The sequence below is a fragment of the Caenimonas koreensis DSM 17982 genome (genome assembly GCF_009646335.1).
Taxonomy (GTDB): Bacteria; Pseudomonadota; Gammaproteobacteria; order Burkholderiales; family Burkholderiaceae_C; genus Ramlibacter; species Ramlibacter koreensis.
Window position 1 is genome coordinate 145,491 of the sequence record NZ_WJBU01000005.1, and the last position, 18,400, is coordinate 163,890.

Here is an 18,400-nt window from a genome sequence, read left to right on the forward strand (position 1 = left end):
AACTACATGCGCGTCTACAACCCCCAAAAACGAATCCTGGTCACGGGTGGCGCCGGCTTTCTCGGCTCGCACCTGATCGACCGCCTGCTCAAAGACGGCCATGAAGTCGTTTGCGCAGACAACCTGTTCACCGGTAACAAGCGCAACATCGCGCACCTGCACGGCAACGCTGCCTTCGAATTCATGCGGCACGACGTGACGTTTCCGCTGTACCTGGAAGTCGACCAGATCTACAACCTGGCGTGCCCCGCGAGCCCGATCCACTACCAGCACGACCCGGTGCAGACCACCAAGACAAGCGTGCATGGCGCGATCAACATGCTCGGGCTCGCCAAGCGGCTGAAGTGCCGCATCTTCCAGGCCTCGACCAGCGAGGTCTATGGCGACCCGTCGGTGCACCCCCAGACCGAAAGCTACTGGGGCAACGTGAACCCGATCGGCATCCGCTCGTGCTACGACGAAGGCAAGCGCTGCGCCGAGACACTGTTCTTCGACTATCACCGCCAGCACCAGCTCGACATCAAGGTCGCACGCATCTTCAACACGTACGGGCCACGCATGCATCCGAATGACGGGCGCGTGGTGTCGAACTTCATCGTGCAGGCGCTCAAGAACGAGCCCATCACCATTTACGGCAGCGGCCTGCAGACACGCTCGTTCTGCTATGTCGACGACCTGATCGAAGGCTTCGTGCGCCTCATGAACACCGGCCCCGACACCCCGGGCCCGATGAACCTGGGCAACCCCAATGAGTTCACGATCCGCGAGCTGGCAGACAAGGTGATCGAACTCACCGGCTCACGCTCGACCATCGTCGACAAACCGCTGCCCAGCGACGACCCGATGCAGCGCAAGCCCGACATCACGCTGGCGCGCGAGAAGCTCGACTGGACGCCGAAGGTGCAGCTGGATGAGGGCTTGCGCAAGACCATCGAGTATTTCGACCAGCTGCTCGAAACCGCCTGACCATGTGCGGCGTCGTCGCCCTCTATGCGCATGCCGCCTCGGCCCCGCAGGTGGACCGTGACGAGGTGCGCGCAATTCGCGACCACATGGCCGCGCGCGGACCGGACGGTGCAGGCGAATGGTTCTCTGCAGACCATCGCGTGGCCCTGGCCCACCGGCGGTTGTCGATCATCGACCTGTCGGAACGCGGCGCTCAACCCATGCGCAGCGCCGATGGCCAATGCGTCATCAGCTTCAACGGCGAGATCTACAACTACCGCGAACTGAAGGCAGACCTGGTTGCACGCGGGCGCATCTTTGCCAGTGACAGCGACACCGAAGTGCTGCTGCAGCTCTACGCGGAATTCGGCACCGGCATGCTCGACAAACTGCGGGGCATGTTCGCGTTCGCCCTGTGGGACGGCCGGCTCGGTGCCATGCTGGTGGCGCGAGACCCTTTCGGCATCAAGCCGCTTTACTACGCCGACGACGGGCGAACATTTCGCGCGGCCTCGCAGGTCAAGGCCCTGCTGCGCAGCCCGATCGATACATCGCCCCAGCCTGCGGGACTCGCCGGCTTCTTCCTGTGGGGAAGCGTGCCACCCCCATGGACGCTCTACAAAGGCATCCACAACCTGCCGGCGGGTCACTTCATGTGGGTCCGGCAAGACGGCATCACCGCGCCACAGCCCTATTGCCTGATCAGCGACATCCTGCGCGAAGGGCTCGCTGCGCCCGCAACTGGCTCCGAGGCCCAGGCCCTCGAAGCGATTGCCGACGCGCTGCACGAGAGCGTTCGCGCCCACCAGGTGGCGGATGTGCCCGTGGCAACCTTCCTGTCTGCAGGGCTCGACTCGTCGATGATCTGCTCGCTGGTGTCGAAGGACGGCATCACACCGAGAACGATCACGCTGGCGTTTGCCGAGTTCGTGGGCATGCCCGACGACGAGTCCGTGCTGGCCGCAGCCATCGCAAAGCAATACAACACGCGGCACGCGACAGTCGCCGTTCAACGCGCCGACTTCGAGGCCGAACGCGCTCGCCTCATGATGGCGATGGACCAGCCTTCCATCGACGGAGTCAACACCTGGTTCGTGGCGCGCGCTGCTGCGTCAAAGGGCATCAAGGTGGCCATGTCCGGCCTGGGTGGCGACGAGCTCTTCGCGTCCTATCCAAGCTTTACCGATGTACCTCGCATACGCCGTCTCGCAGGGCCGCCAGGCGCTGTGCCTGGCCTGGGCATCACCGTGCGGCGGCTCACGAGCTCCATGCTCCGGCGCTTCACGTCGCCCAAGTATGCGGGGCTGCTCGAATATGGCGGCACCATGGGTGGCGCTTATCTGCTGCGCCGCGGGCTGTACATGCCATGGGAGCTGCCCCAGGTGATGGACCCTGACATGGCGCGCGCTGGCTGGCGCGACCTGGCGTGCATTGCCACCCTGAACGAGACCGCATCGGGTATGGAAGGCCACCCTCGAATGGCCGTCACGGCGCTGGAAACCTCGTGGTACATGCGCAACCAGCTCCTGCGTGATGCTGACTGGGCAGGCATGGCGCATTCACTCGAAATCCGTGTGCCGTTCGTGGACGTGCCGTTGTTCAGGAAAGTGGTGCCCTGGCTGGCGGCGCATCCCCACCTCGCCAAGCGAAGCGTGGCACAGGCCACCGCACCCGAGCTGCCCCCCGAGTTGCTGGCCAAACCCAAGACCGGCTTCACCGTACCGGTGCGGACGTGGCTTGGAGCGCCGCATTCAGGCAAGGCAGAACGTGGCCTGCGTGGGTGGGCCCGCATCATTGCCCGCGACAGCGCAGCTGGCGGCCCCCAGGGTGCGCACCACACCAGGCGCCCCCGCGTGCTGCTGTCCACGATAGCGCCAGGCAACGGCGGCGTGCATGCGATGACAGCCTTTGCCGTGCGGGCGCTCAAGGCCCACGGTTACGAACCCGTCATCGCCCACTACGCACCGTACAGCGTCATGCCGTCGTTATCGGCGCCTGTGTACAAGCTGCCCTGGGCCCGCGTCGGCACCCTGCGTGGCACGTCTCATGGCGATGTGGAGACGCACGCGATCGGCGCATGGCTGCCCGAGCTCGAGTTCACGCACTACAACGCCACCCGCCAATGGCGCGCCGTCATGGACGGCTGTGATGCGTTCGTCATGGCGTCAGGCAATGTGCTTGCGGCGACCGCCTTCCAGCAAACCCGGCGCCCCTACGTGGCATGGGTCGCCACTGATTGGGCAGGCGACCGCAAAGACCGCGTTCGCCACTTCCCGCTGGTGCGCCGGATGGTGGACCAGTTCATCAGCACGCCGGTGATCAGGCGCATGGAGCGCTCGCTCCTTCAAAGCGCAAACGTACTCTCGCTGAGCAAGTACACGGCGAAGATGCTCCACGAGGTGGCCGGCCCGGACATCGGGGACACAACGCTGCCCGTGCCGATCGACACCCATTTGTTCGTGCCGGATCCGGCGGCACGAGTGCCCCGACGGATCGGGTTTGCCGGCCGCTACAACGACCCGCGCAAGAACATAAGCCTGCTGCTGGAAGTCACGCAGCTCATGCGCGCAAACGGCCGCCCTGTGCAGCTGTTCCTGATGGGTGACCACCCCACAGATGCGCTGGCGCAGCGCGTAGCAGCGATGGGCCTGGCAGGCGACGTGACGTTCACCGCCACACTGCCTCGCGAGGCGATGCCTGCAGCCCTGCAGACGCTCGACGTGTTTGTGCTGCCCTCCCATCAGGAAGGCCTGTGCATTGCGGCACTCGAAGCGATGGCTTGCGCGGTGCCCGTCGTATCGACGCGCTGCGGCGGGCCGGAAGAATTCGTTGTCGATGACGTCACCGGCTACGTGGTGGGCTTCGAGCCGCAGGCGATGTGCCAGGCACTCGACGCCATCCTGGATGACGCGCAACGCAGGGCGCGCATGGGCATGGCGGCGCGCGAAATGGCGGTGAGACACTATGGGCACCAGCGAGCCGAGATGACGTTCATTGGCGCTTTGCACACCACATTCCCGCAGCTGTGTCCGGCTGCGCCCCATGCACCGGATGCGCCCGAAGCGCCGCAGACGACTTTCGCGGTCGCGGCGTAATGGACACCATGAGCACTGACCTGTCGACACCTTCGCACTCCAGCCAGCGCGTTACCGTCATCGAGCCGCCAGCGGGCTGGCGCATGCTGGACTGGCGCGAACTCTGGGCCTATCGCGAACTGCTGTGGGTGCTGACCGCCCGCGACATCAAGGTTCGCTACAAGCAGACCGTGCTTGGCGCCGGCTGGGCCATCCTGCGGCCCGTGGCGGCCATGCTGATCTTCACGATTGTGTTTGGGCGCCTCGCCCGCATTCCCTCGGACGGCCTGCCGTACCCCATCTTCGTTTATGCCGCGCTGCTGCCCTGGACGTTCTTCGCGAGTGCGATCACGGCGTCGGGCCAGTCGCTCGTGGGCTCTGCCCACCTCGTGAGCAAGGTGTATTTCCCGCGCCTGATCATTCCCCTGGCCTCCATCGGCGCCGCCTTCGTCGACCTGCTCGTGTCGGCGGTGCTCCTGGTGCTGATGATGGTCTGGTACCGCGTCGGCTGGACACCCAATCTGCTGGCCGCGCCACTGCTGCTGCTCGGCGCTGCATTCCTGGCGCTCGGAACGGGCACGCTGCTGTCGGCCCTCACGGTGAAATACCGCGACTTCACGCACATCACGCCGTTCGTCGTGCAAATCTGGATGTACGCCACGCCAGTGATTTTTCCGCTGTCGATCGTGCCGCCGCAGTGGCAGTGGGTCATGCTGCTCAACCCCATGACGGGCATCATCGAAGGCTTTCGCAGCTGCTTCCTCGGGCAGCCATTCAACGTGCCGGCCATTGCGACTTCGCTCCTGATCGCTGTGGCTGTATTCGCCGCGGCCATCGCCTACTTCGAAAAAGTCGAACGCCGTTTCGCGGACATCATCTGATATGGGCGCACCTGCTGTTCGCGTTTCTGGGCTGTGGAAGGAATACGCCGTGGGCATCGCCCAGCCGCCGTCCACTTTTTACGAAACGATAGGCAATGCCTTCGGCCGTCGCAACGCGCCTGAGAGCGACCAGCACTTCTGGGCGCTGCGCGACGTGAACTTCGATGTGGAGCCCGGCCAGGTCGTGGGCATCATCGGGCGCAACGGCGCGGGCAAGAGCACGCTGCTCAAGATCCTCAGCCGCATCACCGCACCGACCAAGGGCCGCGTCGAGATCCGCGGCAAGCTGGCGAGCCTGCTCGAAGTCGGCACGGGCTTCCACCCCGAGCTCACGGGCCGCGAAAACATCTTCCTGAACGGCTCCATCCTGGGCATGACCACCAGCGAAGTGCATCGCAAGCTCGATGCGATCGTGAGCTTTGCCGAGCTGGAGAAGTTCATCGATACGCCCGTCAAGCGCTACTCCAGCGGCATGTATGTGCGCCTGGCGTTTGCGGTGGCGGCGCACCTCGACCCCGACATCCTGATCATCGATGAAGTGCTGGCCGTGGGAGATGCCGACTTCCAGGAAAAGTGCGTGGGCAAAATGGAAGCGATCCGCGGTGAGGGCCGCACGCTGCTCGTGGTGAGCCACAACATGCAGTTGATCAAGAAGCTGTGCCCGGTGGCCGTATTGATGGAGCGCGGAAGTGCGACGGCCATCGGTCCTATCGACGATATCCAGGCGAAGTATCTTGCCGGCGGCGCTGGGGTGAGCTCGTGGTCACCGGCAGCTCGCGACCATCATCCGTTCCAGTTTGAAAGCGTTGAAGTGGTTCCGCCGCAAGGGCACGTTGCGACGGCGCTGCCAGCCGACCGCCCTTTCGAAATCCTGTTCAGGTTCGAGGTCGCGACGAGCATCACCGGACGCGTTGCATTGACGATTCGCAACCAGTTTGGTGTGCTGGTGCTCGCCTCTTGCGACACGGACGCATTTGCCTACATGAACAAGCGCTGGGCTGCGGGCCGCTACATCGAGCGCTGCGTTGTGCCCGGCTCGTTGCTGGTGCCTGGCGAATATTGGCTGGCCATCTCACGCCCCCTGAACGAAGGCAACGAAATCATCCAGGACATCTGCCGGTTCACCATAGACCGGTCAGGCAGCCTGGTGGAGCGCGACTATCGGGAAGGTGTCGTGGCGCCGTTTCTTGAATGGACGACTGAGGAGCGCTCATGAAGTCGTGGTTCTGGAGCCAGCTGGGCGATCCCGTGCTGCGCCGGATTGTCTCCCGCATGGAACACTTGCGGCAGGAATTGCCGTCCACCTCCGATGGCCGCAGGTGGCGTCGCACGGCGACTGTTGGCACGGGTGTGCTGCTCCACAAGGAGGCGTCCCTCACGAACGAAGCAGGCGCAGATGCCGTGTTGATCGGCGAGTACTGCCGGATCTATGGCCACCTCTGGTTACAGGGCAACGGCAACCTCTCGGTCGGCCACCACTCGTTTATTGGCCCGGGCACCCGCGTGTGGTGCGCCGAGCGCGTGCGCATCGGCTCGTACGTGCTCATCTCGCACCTGGTCGATATCAATGACTGCAACTCGCACTCGCTGGACTGGCAGGCGCGCCGCACCGAGATCGACGCCAGGTTCGAACATGGCGAACGCTTTGTTCCACCGGGCGTCGACACCGCCCCCATCACGATCGAAGACGACGTGTGGATCGGCTTCAAGAGCTCGATCCTCAAGGGCGTGACCATCGGCCGTGGGGCCATCGTGGCAGCAGGCAGCGTGGTCACCAAGGACGTCTCGCCGTTCACGATGGTGGCCGGCAACCCGGCGCGCCTGATCAGGGAACTCCCTCAGTAATCCATGACCAAGACCACGCGAGTGAATGAAACCGGCCTGCGACGGCGCCACCCCGGTCCTTGGAGACCGCTCTGATGGATGCTGCAGCACGCGATGCTTCGGCAGGCCGGATAGGCCTGGTGTGCCCGAGCACGGATGGCCGCTGGCTTGGCGGCCTCTACTACCTTCAGCACCTCGTGCTGGCGGTCGCCGAACTGCCGCCGCACGAGCGGATCAACTTCGTCGACGTCTGGTGGAACGAGGCGCCGGAACACGATCCGTTCTCGGAGATTCGTGAACATCTGGGGCCGCGCGTTGTGGTCGGGCTGCCGCAACGTCTTGTCCCGCGCATTGCGCGCGCCGTCAAACGACGCGTGCTCGGGGCGCCGCCCGGGATGTCAGACCTGTTCGAGGCGAACGGGATTGGCGTCCTGTTTCCGTCCCTGCCGTGCGAAGAACCGGGCGTGCCCTACGTCTGCTGGCTCGCCGATCTGCAGCACCGGCATCTGACGCAGTACTACACCCCCAGCCAGCTGGAGGCCATCGACGCCACGGTGATCGAAGAGTCTGGCAAGGCGGCGCTGATGATGCTCAGCAGTCACGCGGCGATGCAAGACCTTGAAAAGTATTTCCCGCGCCTCGTTCCCAAAGCCAGGGTGGTGTTTCCAGTCTCGGTGCCAACAGCCGAATGGTTCGCGTGCGATCCCGCAGAAGTGGCAAACCGGCTTGGCCTGCCCGAGCGCTTCCTGATGGTGTCGAATCAAATCTGCGCGCACAAGAATCACGCGGTGATCCTTGAAGCGGTCCGAAGACTCCATGATGAGGGAACGCGGGTAACGGTCGTGTGCACTGGACTTCGCCAGGATTACCGCGACCTGACGTTCTACTCGAGGTTGCAGGCGCGCGTGGATGCCATGGGACTTGCCGACCAAATGCTTTTCGTGGGGGCGCTGCCTCGAGCGGAACAACTGGCGCTCATGCGACGCGCTGTCGGGGTCGCGCAGCCTTCGGAATTCGAAGGCTGGGGCTCTGCCATGTCCGATGCGAAAGTGCTCGGACGACCCATCCTCGCCAGCGATCTGCCCGTGCATCGCGAGCACCGCGCGAACGTGCTGGCCTACCTCGATCCGCACGATGTGGACGGCTGGTCGAGGGAAATCCGCAGTTTGTGGCTGCACGGCTCATTGGGGCCAGACCTGGAAGGCGAGGCGCGCGCGCTGGAGTCAGCGCGACAAGAGCGCCTTCGTGTTGGCAGGGAAACGGTGGCGTTGTTCCGTGAGGCGATGGGGTAGAAATATGGTGGAGCCGAGCACGCGCGCACTGGCCGCAACCGCCGTGCTGCACGTCGCGCCAGCGCATGTGGACGTGCGGCCCGGGCAAGGCAGCCACAAGGATGTGGGCGGCCGGCGGGCCTTCTTCGTCCAGCACTGCGAGAGCTACCGTTATTGCTCGGTAGGCGGCGACCAGCCTTCGGAGCTCGACGCGCATCTTGCGGGGTGGACGCCTACCCACATCCTGATCGAGTACTCCTACTTTCCAAAAATCGCAGGTGCCTTGCGAAAGCGGTTCCCCGATGCACGCATCGCCATGCGCGCGCACAACATCGAGCCGCTGCAGAACTGGGCGGTGTCGCCGCCCGAGCAGAAAAGCCTCTTCATTCCGCTGGCCAAGACCATCTACGCCACCTTCAGGCTGCTCTACGCAGACTGGCTCACGTGCCGGCGCGTCGATCATGTGTATGTCATTGCGCCTGCGGAAATTCCAGCGTACTGGCGATGGCTGTGCGGCGCGAAGAACGTGTCGTGGCTGCCGTATATGCCGCCTGCGCCACTGCAACGGCCGCGGGGCCATCACGCTCGCAGCGTGATCGCGTGCCTGCCTGGCGGCACTGAAACCGTCCGCACCAAGGATCTGGTCAACCGGTTCATGGACTTCGCCGGTGCCGCGCGCCGGTCTGGCTGGAACGACCCCTTTGTGCTGACAGGTAACGTCGACGGCTGGAAGGTTCGCACCGACGCTGCCGTTGAGATCGCAGGATTTGTGGACGACCTGCCGGCCTTCTACGAGAAGGTGGCCGCGGTTGCCATTCTTTCGCCAGTGGGCTATGGCTTCAAGACAACCATCGGCGATGCACTGGCCTGCGGCGCAATGGCGCTGCTGCACCCGAAGCTCCATGGCGAACTGCCGCCGGAGATGAAGCCGTACGCCATTGCCGTCCAATCACTGGAGCCAGCGGAATTGGCTCGCGTACGATCACGGCTGCAAGGCGCTCCTTCGGCGCTCGACGCGATGGATGCTGTCCGCACGCGATTTGAGGCAGTCATGCTGGACTTCCTGAACCCACGACCGAAAGGCGCAAGAACTTCATGATCGGTTTGATCAAACGCCTGGTTCCTGATGCCATCAAGAGGCAGCTCAAAGCCACACTTGGCGTGCAGCCCACCAGACTTCATCCCGAGTGGGAAGTTCTCGCGCCCATCGGGCCCGTGCTCGCGCCGCACGTCATCCTGGACATTGGCGCCCACCACGGCTGGTTCTTCCACTGCTGGCAAGACTGGTGTCCGCAGGCACAGGTCCACGCGTTCGAGCCGTTCCCGGCCTCGTTCGAGATCTGCAAGGGGCTCTATGGCCAAGACCCACGTGTCCACCTGAACCAGATGGGCGTGGGCGACGCAGCCGGTGAACTTGAGCTCAACGCCTTCGCCGACTCGCCTGTGTCGAACTCGTTCCTCGCGACGGATACCAAGGCCTGGGACGGCCTGAAGTACCACACGGGCGCGGCCTCGCGTGTCACTGTTCCTGTCACCACGGTCGATGACTATGTTGCGCAAAAGGGCCTGGGGCGCATTCATCTGGCCAAGGTGGACGTGCAGGGCTTCGAGCTGCATGTGATGCGCGGCGCCCAGAAGAGTCTTGCGCAGATCGACCACATCTTTGTGGAGGCGGGCATTGAACGCCTGTACGAAGGCGCACCCATCTTCACCGAGATCTTCGAGTTCCTGGCAGCGCGCGGCTTCCATCTCATGACGATGCGCGCGTGGCACCGGGGCAATCGCGTGCTGGTCGAGACCGACATGCTGTTCCGCCGCAACGACCTGGCGCCACCTGTCGACGAGAGCGTGATCAAGACGATGGAGCAGTTGCGTTGAGTGCAGGCGCGCGCGCTCTTTTTGTGGCGCCCGCCGCTTACCCGCTCGGGGGCGTGCAGGTCTGGCTGGACTATCTGCTGCCAGGGCTTCGCACGCATGGATGGCAGCCGGTACTGGGGCTGGTGGCCGGGCCGCTCCATGACGTCGAGCGGTATGTCGCTGTCCATCCTGGGCATGAACTCGTGGCGATCCCGAATCCCACAGGGTCGGTCGAAGGGCGCGCGCGTGCGCTCATGGCCACGATCCGCGAGCTCAGGCCCGACATCCTTGTTTGCGTGAACATCGTTGACTGCTATGAGGCGGTGGCGCGCTTGCGAGCGGCCGGTATCGCCGCGCCGCGCATCGTGATGGCCGACCATTCGCTGGAGCGCGACTTCCTGACCGATGCAGCGACGTGGAAGCACACGCTGGACGGTTTCATTGGCACCAACCAGCTCACCTGTGAACTCGCCCGGCAAGTCTCAGGCCTTGCCGCCGAGCGCATCCAGTATGCGCAGTACGGCGTGCCGCTGTTGGCGCTGCGTCCTGCCACGCAGACGCTCGACCGCCCGCTGCGCATTGCCTACTCAGGGCGGCTTGACCAGGCGCAAAAGCGCGCACAAGACCTGCCCGCCATCCTGCGGCGCCTTGACGACACGGGCGTCGCGTACGAGTTCAGGCTTGCGGGTGGAGGCCCGTACCTGCCCACGCTCACCCGCGAACTCGGGCCCGCGATCGACCGCGGCGTGGTCAAGCTGCTGGGCGTGCTCGACTCGAAGACGCTGCAGGCTGACCTGTACGACTGGGCCGATGTGTTGCTGGTGACATCCTTCTGGGAAACTGGACCCATCGTCATCTGGGAAGCCATGGCCTCGGGGCTTGCCGTGGTGAGCAGCCACTATGTCGGATCGGGCCTGGAGGCAGCGCTTGTGCACGACACCAATGCGCTGCTGTATCCGGTGGGCGATTGCGATGCTGCCGCAGCCTGCCTCGCCCGCATGCGCGACGCTTCGCTCAGAGCCTCGCTCACGCAGGAAGCTCATCGGTTGATCGACGCGCGGTACAGCCGCGAGAAGTCGATCGCCGCGTGGGACCGGTGCCTGCGAAACATTCTTGCCCTGCCGCCACTGGGTGCGGCAGCGCGCATGCTGCCGCCGCCGCCCGCAACAGGCCGCCTCGATGCACTGCTCGGCGCTGGCGCGGCGGAGTCCGTCCGGCGCCTGCTCGGGCGCAGCTTCGCGCACGCCGAACCTGGAGGGGAGTGGCCGCACACCGGCAGGCAGCCGACCGCAAGCGAAGACAGCGCGCACTGGGAGGACGCACGCCGCGTCGACACACAAGAGGAAATTGCGCCATGACCCGCAAGCGAGCCGCCCATTTCGTCAGCTGGCCCTACCTCGTCAACAACCCGTCGAACCAGACCTTGATCAGCGCCCTTCTCGAGCTGGGCTACGACGTCGATGTATTCACATCCGACCCGGCGCTCAAGCTCGATCAGTACGGCCCTCGCGTGACACCCCGGTTTGCCCAGTACAGCTATCGCTGGTTACTTCGCAACCTTCTGCATCCGCGCTGGATGGGCTACCAGCTGTTTTCCGGAACGACCGAAGAGCCGATGGCTGCTGCAGGATTGCTTGCACGCATTTACCGCGGCCGGTGCATCACGCTGGCTGATGAAATCAAGAGCGGCAGCACCAGCGGCCAGCGCTCAGCCCGATGGAAAGCCCTGTGCCGTTTTGGCATGCGCGCCTCCAACCTGACCATTGTCAACACCGTTGAACGCATCGAAATACAGCGCGAGTACGCAGGCCTTGCTTCGAGTCATCCGATCGCAGTCATGCCGAACTCATTCGTCACGCCGCCGGCACCGGGCGACCGGGCGGTGCTGCGCCGCGAGCGGGGAATCCCTGAAGACGCGTTGGTGGTCTGCTACTCAGGCGTGTTCAGCCTGGGCAACGGGGCCGTGTGGTTCGCGCAGGCGCTCGCGCAGCAGCGCGATGCGTGGTTCTGGGGCCAGGTCGTTCCGCAAGACGCCATCGCCGGCGCACTGCTGCCCTGGCTGGACGGGCGTGAGCGCCTGGTCATCGAGCCCGGCCCGCTGGGATGGACCTTCCCGTCGGTCAGCATGGCAGCAGCCGACGTGGGAGTCGTCGTCTATCTGCAGGACGCCCCCCAATTCCTGAACATGGGCATTGCCTCCACGCGTCTTTGCATGTTCCTCTCGATGGGCGTTCCGGTCATCGCAAGCCGCCAGCCGAGCTTCCAGTTCATCGAAGACTACGATTGCGGCGTGCTGGTCGGCTCAGCAGATGAGTTTGTCGCCGCGATCGACACCATACGCCTTCGCCTTCCCGCCATGCGGGCCAATGCACTTCGTTGCGCCCGCGAGTACATCGACGCACCGGGACACTATCGCAAGCTGGTCGACGCCATTGCGAGCCATTGTTCAACATGACCGCTGAAAAACGCCTGTTCCGCCGCTTCATCGAGGCATCGCGCCGCTGCTTCCACTTCGTCGGGATCGACGTGCGCAAGCACGTGCCGGTCACGTCGAACTATCCGAGCCACGCGGAAGTGTTCAAGGCCCTGGTGGCGCTGCGCTACGGTTACCAGCGCACCGGCCAGCACGACGATGCGTCGCGGTTCCTCGATTTCTGTTCGGACCACCTCGCGCAATCGCAGGCGCAGCTGTTGCAGGACTTGTTCGTGCTCTACCAGACCGGCAGCAAACGCGAAGGCTTCTTTGTCGAGTTCGGTGCCACTGATGGCGTCTCCATCAACAACACGGTGCTGCTGGAGCGCCAGTACGGATGGCGCGGCATCCTCGCTGAGCCTGCGCGCTCATGGCGCGAGGCCCTGAAGCAAAACCGCACCTGCACCATCTCGACCGACTGCGTCTGGCACACCAGCGGCGCCGTGCTGGCTTTCAACGAGACTGCGGACAAGGAGTATTCGACGCTCGCTGAACTGTCCACGTCCGACTACCACCACCGCTCGCGCGCCGGCGGAGAGCGCTACGAAGTCAAGACCGTGTCGCTCGTCGATCTGCTGGATCAGTCCAACGCACCCAAAACCATCGACTACCTCTCCGTTGACACGGAAGGCTCGGAGCTGGACATCCTGCGTGCTTTCGACTTCGACAAGTACGACATACGCCTGATCACGGTCGAACATAATTTCACGCCCAATCGCGAGCTCATCCACGACCTGCTGTCCCGCCATGGGTACAGGCGCAAGTTCGAGGCTTTCTCCAGCTTCGACGACTGGTATGTGCGCGACCCCATTGCCTGAGGACCACGAGTGACGCCAACCCTATTCATCGGAATTGCCACCTGGAACAGCGCGCGCTTTCTCGAGCCGTGCCTGGCGCGCATTGCCGCCACCTGCTCCACATTCCCCTACCAGGTCGGCATCGTGGACAACGGCTCCACGGACGGCACCGTGGCACTTGCGCGGTCCAAGGGCTGCAAGGTGGAAGTGCGCGAATCCGTCTTCCCGGATGCATTGAACAGGCTCGTGGGCATGTCCGATGCGCCGTACACGCTCTTCATGCACTCAGACACCATGCTCATGAACCCCGACTGGTTCGAGGTCTGCCGCGCCAAGCTGCAAGGCACCCATGCCTTGATCTCGCCCCAGGACATCGGCTGCGGCCCTTTCACGCGGCCCTGGGGAAAAGGCATGCCGGAAAGCTCATTCATGCTGTTCCGCACGCCCGACCTCAAGCGCATGCGCTACGTGCGCTGGGTACGCCGCTTTCGCATCCGGTGGCCGCAGCGCGTCGTCAATTTCTATTCGAACCACGCTACGCACTTCCTGCCCGATGAATTGCAGCGGCGCGGCCTGACCTGGGTGCCGATGAAGGTGCATACGTCGCGCTACTTGCCCGAGACGCTGTACACCCCCGGCGCCAACGTGAAGTGCTGGTCCGACGAGCTCGCGCATCTCGAATACGGCCTGGGCAATTTCTACAGCGTCGATGGCGTGTTCACCCACTATCACAACTGGTATGAGCGCCTGCTGGACAACGAGCATTCCAAACGCCAGCCGGACCAGTCGGGCATTCCGCTTGACTACGTGGGCCAGCGTTCGCGCCAGTTCCTCGCCGACCTTGCAGCCGGCCAGGTCAACTACCCTGACGTGACCACGCCCGAACGAGAGCCGGCGGCGATCCCCGTTACTGCCTGAGCCGCCGCAGACATGAAGTTCAGCCTGGCCCTTTGCACCTACAACCGAAGCGCCATGCTGCAGCGCGCGCTGGCAAGCCTGGCTGCCTGCCAGGAGCCGGGCTGCGAGTGGGAACTGCTGCTGATCGACAACAACTCCAGCGACAACACGCGAGCGGTCGCAACGTCGTTCGAAGGCCGGCTGCCTCTGCGCTACATCTTCGAGCCCACACAGGGCTTGTCCGCCGCGCGCAATCGCGCCGTGGCCGAATTTGCGGGCGAGGTGCTGCTCTTCACCGATGACGACCTGGCCTTCGATGACGACTGGCTGCGCGTGTACACCCAGGCGTTTGACGCGCAGCGCGAAGCCGGCTGGTTCGGCGGGCGCGTGCGCCCTTTCTGGCCGCACGGCACGCCGCGCTGGCTGCACGACGAGAACCTCGCGCTGCTCACGGGATTGATGGTGCGTTTTGACCTCGGCGATGAAAGCCGCGCGTTCGCCGCCCACGACCCTTCGCCCTTCGGTGCCAGCTTTGCCCTGCGTCGCAGCACCATCGGCAGCACGGGCGAATTCCGCCACGACCTGGGCGTCAAGGGCGCCGTCCCCGGCCGGGGTGAGGAAGCCGAGTACCTGGCCAGGGTTCGGGCTGCGGGCGTGCCGGGTCACTATGTGGGGCAGGCGAGCGCCTGGCACTGGCAGGACCCTGAGCGATTCCGCTGGCCCTACCTCTATCGCTATGGCGTGCAAAAAGGCATCACCGAGCGGCGCACGGGCACTGCACGTCCGCCCGCGGGCGCCACACGCCTGCGCGAAGCAGCATTCGCCTTGAAGGCGGCCGTCCAGATGGGCAAGGGCCGCGGCGATCGAGCCCGCCAGTGCGTCATCAACATGGGCATCATGCGCGGCTTGCGCGAAGGCTGAACCTCAATGCAACGCAGCCACGAAATCGATGCACTGCGCGGCCTGGCGATCATCAGCGTGCTGCTCGCCCACTTCCGGGTGCTCGTTCCGGTCGACTGGGCCATCTACGACTGGTTCCGCATCGTCGCCTACATGATCGCCCCGCGATTCGCAGCCCGGATCCCGCTGGGGCGCATCCTGTGCATTGCCCTGCTGCTGATGCTGCTGGCCGTGCCGGCAAGAATTCTCACCTCAGGCGTCGCCTATACCGTCGTTGGCTTGCTCGGCGGCGGCGTCGTGCTCATCGGGCTGGCCGGCAAGGGATGGGTGCCTGATCCTGCGGGCGTGCTCTCGTGGATAGGGCGCCGCTCGTATGGCCTTTACCTCGCGCACGGACCGTGCATTGCCGCCACGCTCGAGCTGCAACTGCCCGCACCCGCGCGCGTCGTCGTCTGGCTGGCGCTGACGCTGGGCGTCACCGAGCTTCTCTACCGCTATGTCGAGCTGCCGCTCATCGCACAGGGCAAGCGCCGCGCGCAAGCACTGGAGGCACACCCGCGGCTCGACACGCAGGCCGCGGCCACTTCGAAAGCTTCCGCGTGAGTGACGGCCGCCGCACCATCGTGATCGTCTCACCCGACCTGGGCGCGGGTGGAAGCGTGAGCGATATCGCGATGCGCCATGCACGCGAGCTGGCCGCGAACCACCGCGTCATTCTCATGAGCCGCAGCGCGCCACAAGCGGTGCCGGCCCGCGTTGAAATGATCACGGTGGTTGCGCGCCGCTGGAACTGGCTGCGGCGGTTTTGCCATGTGCCCAATGAAGTGTCGTTCGCGCTCGCCGTGCGGCAAGCGCTGCTGCGGCTGCACGAACACTCGCCCATCGACATCGTCTGGTGCCACAGCCACGCCACTGCGGCGCTGTCGGCAGCGCCGCTGCGGCGCCTGGGCGTGCAGTCTTTCATGACGGCGCACGGCGACATCTTTGACCGGCCGGCCGGCACCTACTCGAGCGAACTCGCGTGGTTCTATCGCCAGGTAACACCGGCTGCGTACCGGCTGTCAGATCGCGTCCAGGTGCTGAGCCCGGCGATGCGCGACCGGGCCATCGCCAGCGGCGCTGCGCCCGCGCGCATCCACGTGATTCCCAATGGGCTCGATGCTGCAGAAATCGGCGTGCCCGCCGACACACCGCCGCGCCCGGCCGAGTCATTTCTTCCCGGCCACCGCTTGCGCCTGCTTTTTGTCGGAAATCTCCTGCACGTCAAAGGCCCGGACGTACTGCTGCACGCCGTGAGAATTCTTCGTGACGGCGCCGCAGGCAGCCTCGATGCAAGCGCCTGCTTTGTTGGCGGTGGCCCGTCGGGCGAGCTTGAAAAGCTTGCTGCGCAACTGCGCCTGGGCGATCACGTGCGCTTCCTTGGCAGCCAGCCTCGCACCGCCCTCGGCCCACATTACGCCAACTGCGACATCGTCTGCATCCCGTCCCGGTCCGAGCCGCTTTCACTGGCCGCACTGGAGGCCATGATGTGCGGCGCGCCCGTGGTCGCATCACGAACCGGTGGGCTTGTGACTGTGGTGACGGACGGCGTGACAGGCTGCCTCGCCAATCCGGGCGATCCGCAAGACCTGGCCCGCGCGATCCGCCAAGCCGCCTCCTCGCGGGAGCATCTTGCGCAGATGGGCCTGCACGGATTCGAGAAAGTCCGGCGCGAGTACAGCTGGCCCCAGGTTGCTGCGCAGTTGCAAGCCATGGTGGACGGCGCATCAAACGACTCACCGATACGGGCATGCTGAAGCAACTCGCCGACCGGCTCTCGCACCCCGGGCAGGGACATCCGCGCGGCCTGCGCATCGGCGCAATCATCCTTGTCATGCTCTGCGCCATCGGTGGCGGCACCCTGTCGCTTGCACCACTGGTGTGGACCGATTCGACCACCTTCGTTTCCTCCGCGCTGGCCACGCTCAACACAGGCTCATTGCAGCTGCATGCAGGCCGGGGCGCCGGCTATGTGGCGCTGCTGGCCGGCCTCTTCGCAGCGGGCGGCACGATGACAGCTGCTGTGCTTGCGCAGCAGGTGGCCTGGTGCGCGTCGATGGGCCTGATGGCGTTCGTGGTCGTTCGCATGCTGCCCCTGGGCTACGCGCTTTTCGTCATGGCGCTGGCCTTCTACCCGGGGCTGCAGCTGTTCAACAACCTCATCCTCGCCGAGTCGCTGTATGCCTCGACACTGGTCGCGGCACTTTGCCTCATCGTGCTGGCCACCACGTCAAAGCGGCCACGCATGGCCTGCCTGTTGCTGGCCGTTGCCATCACGCTCACGGCCATGGCGGCGTTGCTGAAGGCGCAAGGCATCCCCGTGTTTGCGGCGGTGGGCGCGATCTCGCTGTGGATTGCATGGCGCCAGCGCTCAAGCATCACGGCCGCGGTGGTCGTCATGTCGCTCGCCGCCGCTTCCGTGGTGCTGGCCGCTTCATTGGGCACGAAGTAGAAGTCGCAAGACCCCACGTCAGCGGTCTTCGCGACGAAGACACTCTTTTGCATCCACCTTGATCTTGTCCTCGCATCCGACACCACGGCAGCTTTCGCGGCCAGCACGATGGGCAGTCGCGCGCCGCAATTCATGGCCATGCTGGAGACCGACCTGCGCTCCAAGGAAGGTGAATTCAAGACCCTCGGGTTCTATGCAGACAAGTGCCAGTACGACATGGCGATGGATCAACTCGGTATCACCGGCGCGGGCCTGGGGGCCGAGGGCCTGAGCCGGTGGTACCGGCAGGCGTTCGTCAAGGCCGTGCTGCGCCATCCGCAGGCGTACATCGCGAAGGTGGCGCGCCAGATGGTTTACGGGCTGAAGATGTCATTGCCGCCCTTGGGCCTCACGCCCTCGTACGGGTCGGAGCCTGCGCAGCTGGCCATGGTGGAGGCGATGCTCGACAAGGCCGGCGTCACGCGCGGCGCTCAAGAGGGCCATGAGCGGGTGAGCGCCCCACTGTTGGCCCACGCTGACAAACTGGCCGGTCCCGTTCTTCGCGCTGCTTCGCTCGTCGCATCGCTGGCCATGGTCGCATCGCTCGCCGGGCTTGCCTGGCGCCGCTGGCGCGCGCACCCGCTTGCAGCGCCAGCGGCAATCGCCTCACTCGTCTGGTTCGCGCAGATTGGCGGTGTTGCACTCACCCATACGCTGGACATCTGGCGATACATCAGCCCGGTGGCGCCAGCAGCCATCATGGCACTGGCCCTGACCATGCGCATCGCCATTGACATGAGCCGGCAGCGCTCTGACACCGCCGCTTGACGAGTGCGCCGTGCTTTTCAAGCGGCTACATGCTCCTTCCTGCGGGGTCATTCCTTGCAGACCGCACTGTCATTGCCGACGACAATTCACGGATGTCGGCGATGCAGGGTGCGAGCGTGCAGCCGCGGGCAAGGCGCCATAGCGGGGCACTCGAATGAAGCGACAATGGCGGCATCCCGGCGC

The 18,400-nt window shown here is 64.8% G+C and carries 16 protein-coding genes and 1 pseudogene; all 17 read left to right on the plus strand.

Features of this window, described 5'->3' with window-relative positions:
• The first annotated feature begins 6 nt into the window (after positions 1-6).
• The 17 genes and pseudogenes from GHT07_RS06015 to GHT07_RS06095 all read left to right on the plus strand — a co-directional run bounded on the left by GHT07_RS06015 (position 7) and on the right by GHT07_RS06095 (position 18,217).
• Positions 7-966: a UDP-glucuronic acid decarboxylase family protein gene (locus GHT07_RS06015; RefSeq protein ID WP_153584310.1), complete on the plus strand. Its 960-nt coding sequence runs from the start codon at positions 7-9 to the stop codon at positions 964-966.
• Between the two features lie 2 nt (positions 967-968).
• Positions 969-4,040 carry an asparagine synthase (glutamine-hydrolyzing) gene (gene asnB / locus GHT07_RS06020; protein ID WP_153584160.1) on the plus strand — a complete coding sequence of 1,024 codons (3,072 nt, stop codon included), beginning with the start codon at positions 969-971 and terminating at the stop codon, positions 4,038-4,040.
• A gap of 8 nt (positions 4,041-4,048) precedes the next feature.
• On the plus strand, positions 4,049-4,900 hold the full coding sequence (locus GHT07_RS06025) for an ABC transporter permease (protein WP_194792847.1): 852 nt from the start codon (positions 4,049-4,051) through the stop codon (positions 4,898-4,900).
• Between the two features lies 1 nt (position 4,901).
• Positions 4,902-6,116 (plus strand): ABC transporter ATP-binding protein, encoded by a 1,215-nt coding sequence (locus tag GHT07_RS06030; protein ID WP_153584162.1) that lies wholly within the window; start codon positions 4,902-4,904, stop codon positions 6,114-6,116.
• 464 nt (positions 6,117-6,580) lie between these two features.
• Positions 6,581-6,730, plus strand: a pseudogene (locus GHT07_RS21780) (DapH/DapD/GlmU-related protein); the annotation flags it as partial.
• 89 nt (positions 6,731-6,819) lie between these two features.
• Positions 6,820-8,016, plus strand: a complete 1,197-nt coding sequence (locus GHT07_RS06040; protein WP_153584163.1) for a glycosyltransferase — start codon at positions 6,820-6,822, stop codon at positions 8,014-8,016.
• A 4-nt stretch (positions 8,017-8,020) separates the two neighbouring features.
• Positions 8,021-9,094 (plus strand): glycosyltransferase family protein, encoded by a 1,074-nt coding sequence (locus tag GHT07_RS06045; protein ID WP_153584164.1) that lies wholly within the window; start codon positions 8,021-8,023, stop codon positions 9,092-9,094.
• Positions 9,091-9,873 (plus strand): FkbM family methyltransferase, encoded by a 783-nt coding sequence (locus GHT07_RS06050; RefSeq protein WP_153584165.1) that lies wholly within the window; start codon positions 9,091-9,093, stop codon positions 9,871-9,873. The genes GHT07_RS06045 and GHT07_RS06050 overlap by 4 nt, the downstream gene beginning before the upstream one ends.
• Complete coding sequence (locus GHT07_RS06055) at positions 9,870-11,210, plus strand: glycosyltransferase family 4 protein (protein ID WP_153584166.1); 1,341 nt, start codon at positions 9,870-9,872, stop codon at positions 11,208-11,210. Before GHT07_RS06050 ends, GHT07_RS06055 begins: the two co-directional genes overlap by 4 nt.
• Positions 11,207-12,307 (plus strand): glycosyltransferase family protein, encoded by a 1,101-nt coding sequence (locus GHT07_RS06060; RefSeq protein ID WP_153584167.1) that lies wholly within the window; start codon positions 11,207-11,209, stop codon positions 12,305-12,307. Before GHT07_RS06055 ends, GHT07_RS06060 begins: the two co-directional genes overlap by 4 nt.
• Entirely contained in the window at positions 12,304-13,143 is an 840-nt protein-coding gene (locus GHT07_RS06065; protein WP_153584168.1) for an FkbM family methyltransferase, read from the plus strand. Before GHT07_RS06060 ends, GHT07_RS06065 begins: the two co-directional genes overlap by 4 nt.
• A gap of 9 nt (positions 13,144-13,152) precedes the next feature.
• Positions 13,153-14,040, plus strand: a complete 888-nt coding sequence (locus GHT07_RS06070; RefSeq protein WP_153584169.1) for a glycosyltransferase — start codon at positions 13,153-13,155, stop codon at positions 14,038-14,040.
• A gap of 12 nt (positions 14,041-14,052) precedes the next feature.
• A complete protein-coding gene (locus tag GHT07_RS06075; RefSeq protein ID WP_153584170.1) occupies positions 14,053-14,940 on the plus strand; it encodes a glycosyltransferase family 2 protein in 888 nt (295 codons plus the stop codon).
• Positions 14,941-14,946: 6 nt separating this feature from the next.
• Positions 14,947-15,522, plus strand: coding sequence for an acyltransferase family protein (locus tag GHT07_RS06080; protein ID WP_153584171.1), 576 nt, complete (start codon positions 14,947-14,949; stop codon positions 15,520-15,522).
• Positions 15,519-16,715, plus strand: coding sequence for a glycosyltransferase family 4 protein (locus GHT07_RS06085; RefSeq protein WP_153584172.1), 1,197 nt, complete (start codon positions 15,519-15,521; stop codon positions 16,713-16,715). The genes GHT07_RS06080 and GHT07_RS06085 overlap by 4 nt, the downstream gene beginning before the upstream one ends.
• Positions 16,709-17,410 carry a hypothetical protein gene (locus GHT07_RS06090; RefSeq protein ID WP_153584173.1) on the plus strand — a complete coding sequence of 234 codons (702 nt, stop codon included), beginning with the start codon at positions 16,709-16,711 and terminating at the stop codon, positions 17,408-17,410. The genes GHT07_RS06085 and GHT07_RS06090 overlap by 7 nt, the downstream gene beginning before the upstream one ends.
• Before the next feature lie 138 nt (positions 17,411-17,548).
• Positions 17,549-18,217, plus strand: a complete 669-nt coding sequence (locus GHT07_RS06095) for a hypothetical protein (RefSeq protein ID WP_153584174.1) — start codon at positions 17,549-17,551, stop codon at positions 18,215-18,217.
• Positions 18,218-18,400 lie beyond the last annotated feature (183 nt).

What these genes read in the sequence shown, in the direction of transcription:
- GHT07_RS06040 (WP_153584163.1), top strand. Translation starts at nt 6,820, where the DNA reads ATGGATGCTGCAGCACGCGATGCTTCGGCAGGCCGGATAGGCCTGGTG.
- GHT07_RS06045 (WP_153584164.1), top strand. Translation starts at nt 8,021, where the DNA reads ATGGTGGAGCCGAGCACGCGCGCACTGGCCGCAACCGCCGTGCTGCAC.
- GHT07_RS06050 (WP_153584165.1), top strand. Translation starts at nt 9,091, where the DNA reads ATGATCGGTTTGATCAAACGCCTGGTTCCTGATGCCATCAAGAGGCAG.
- GHT07_RS06065 (WP_153584168.1), top strand. Translation starts at nt 12,304, where the DNA reads ATGACCGCTGAAAAACGCCTGTTCCGCCGCTTCATCGAGGCATCGCGC.
- GHT07_RS06090 (WP_153584173.1), top strand. Translation starts at nt 16,709, where the DNA reads ATGCTGAAGCAACTCGCCGACCGGCTCTCGCACCCCGGGCAGGGACAT.
- GHT07_RS06030 (WP_153584162.1), top strand. Translation starts at nt 4,902, where the DNA reads ATGGGCGCACCTGCTGTTCGCGTTTCTGGGCTGTGGAAGGAATACGCC.
- GHT07_RS06060 (WP_153584167.1), top strand. Translation starts at nt 11,207, where the DNA reads ATGACCCGCAAGCGAGCCGCCCATTTCGTCAGCTGGCCCTACCTCGTC.
- GHT07_RS06075 (WP_153584170.1), top strand. Translation starts at nt 14,053, where the DNA reads ATGAAGTTCAGCCTGGCCCTTTGCACCTACAACCGAAGCGCCATGCTG.
- GHT07_RS06015 (WP_153584310.1), top strand. Translation starts at nt 7, where the DNA reads ATGCGCGTCTACAACCCCCAAAAACGAATCCTGGTCACGGGTGGCGCC.
- GHT07_RS06095 (WP_153584174.1), top strand. Translation starts at nt 17,549, where the DNA reads ATGCTGGAGACCGACCTGCGCTCCAAGGAAGGTGAATTCAAGACCCTC.
- asnB (WP_153584160.1), top strand. Translation starts at nt 969, where the DNA reads ATGTGCGGCGTCGTCGCCCTCTATGCGCATGCCGCCTCGGCCCCGCAG.
- GHT07_RS06025 (WP_194792847.1), top strand. Translation starts at nt 4,049, where the DNA reads ATGAGCACTGACCTGTCGACACCTTCGCACTCCAGCCAGCGCGTTACC.
- GHT07_RS06080 (WP_153584171.1), top strand. Translation starts at nt 14,947, where the DNA reads ATGCAACGCAGCCACGAAATCGATGCACTGCGCGGCCTGGCGATCATC.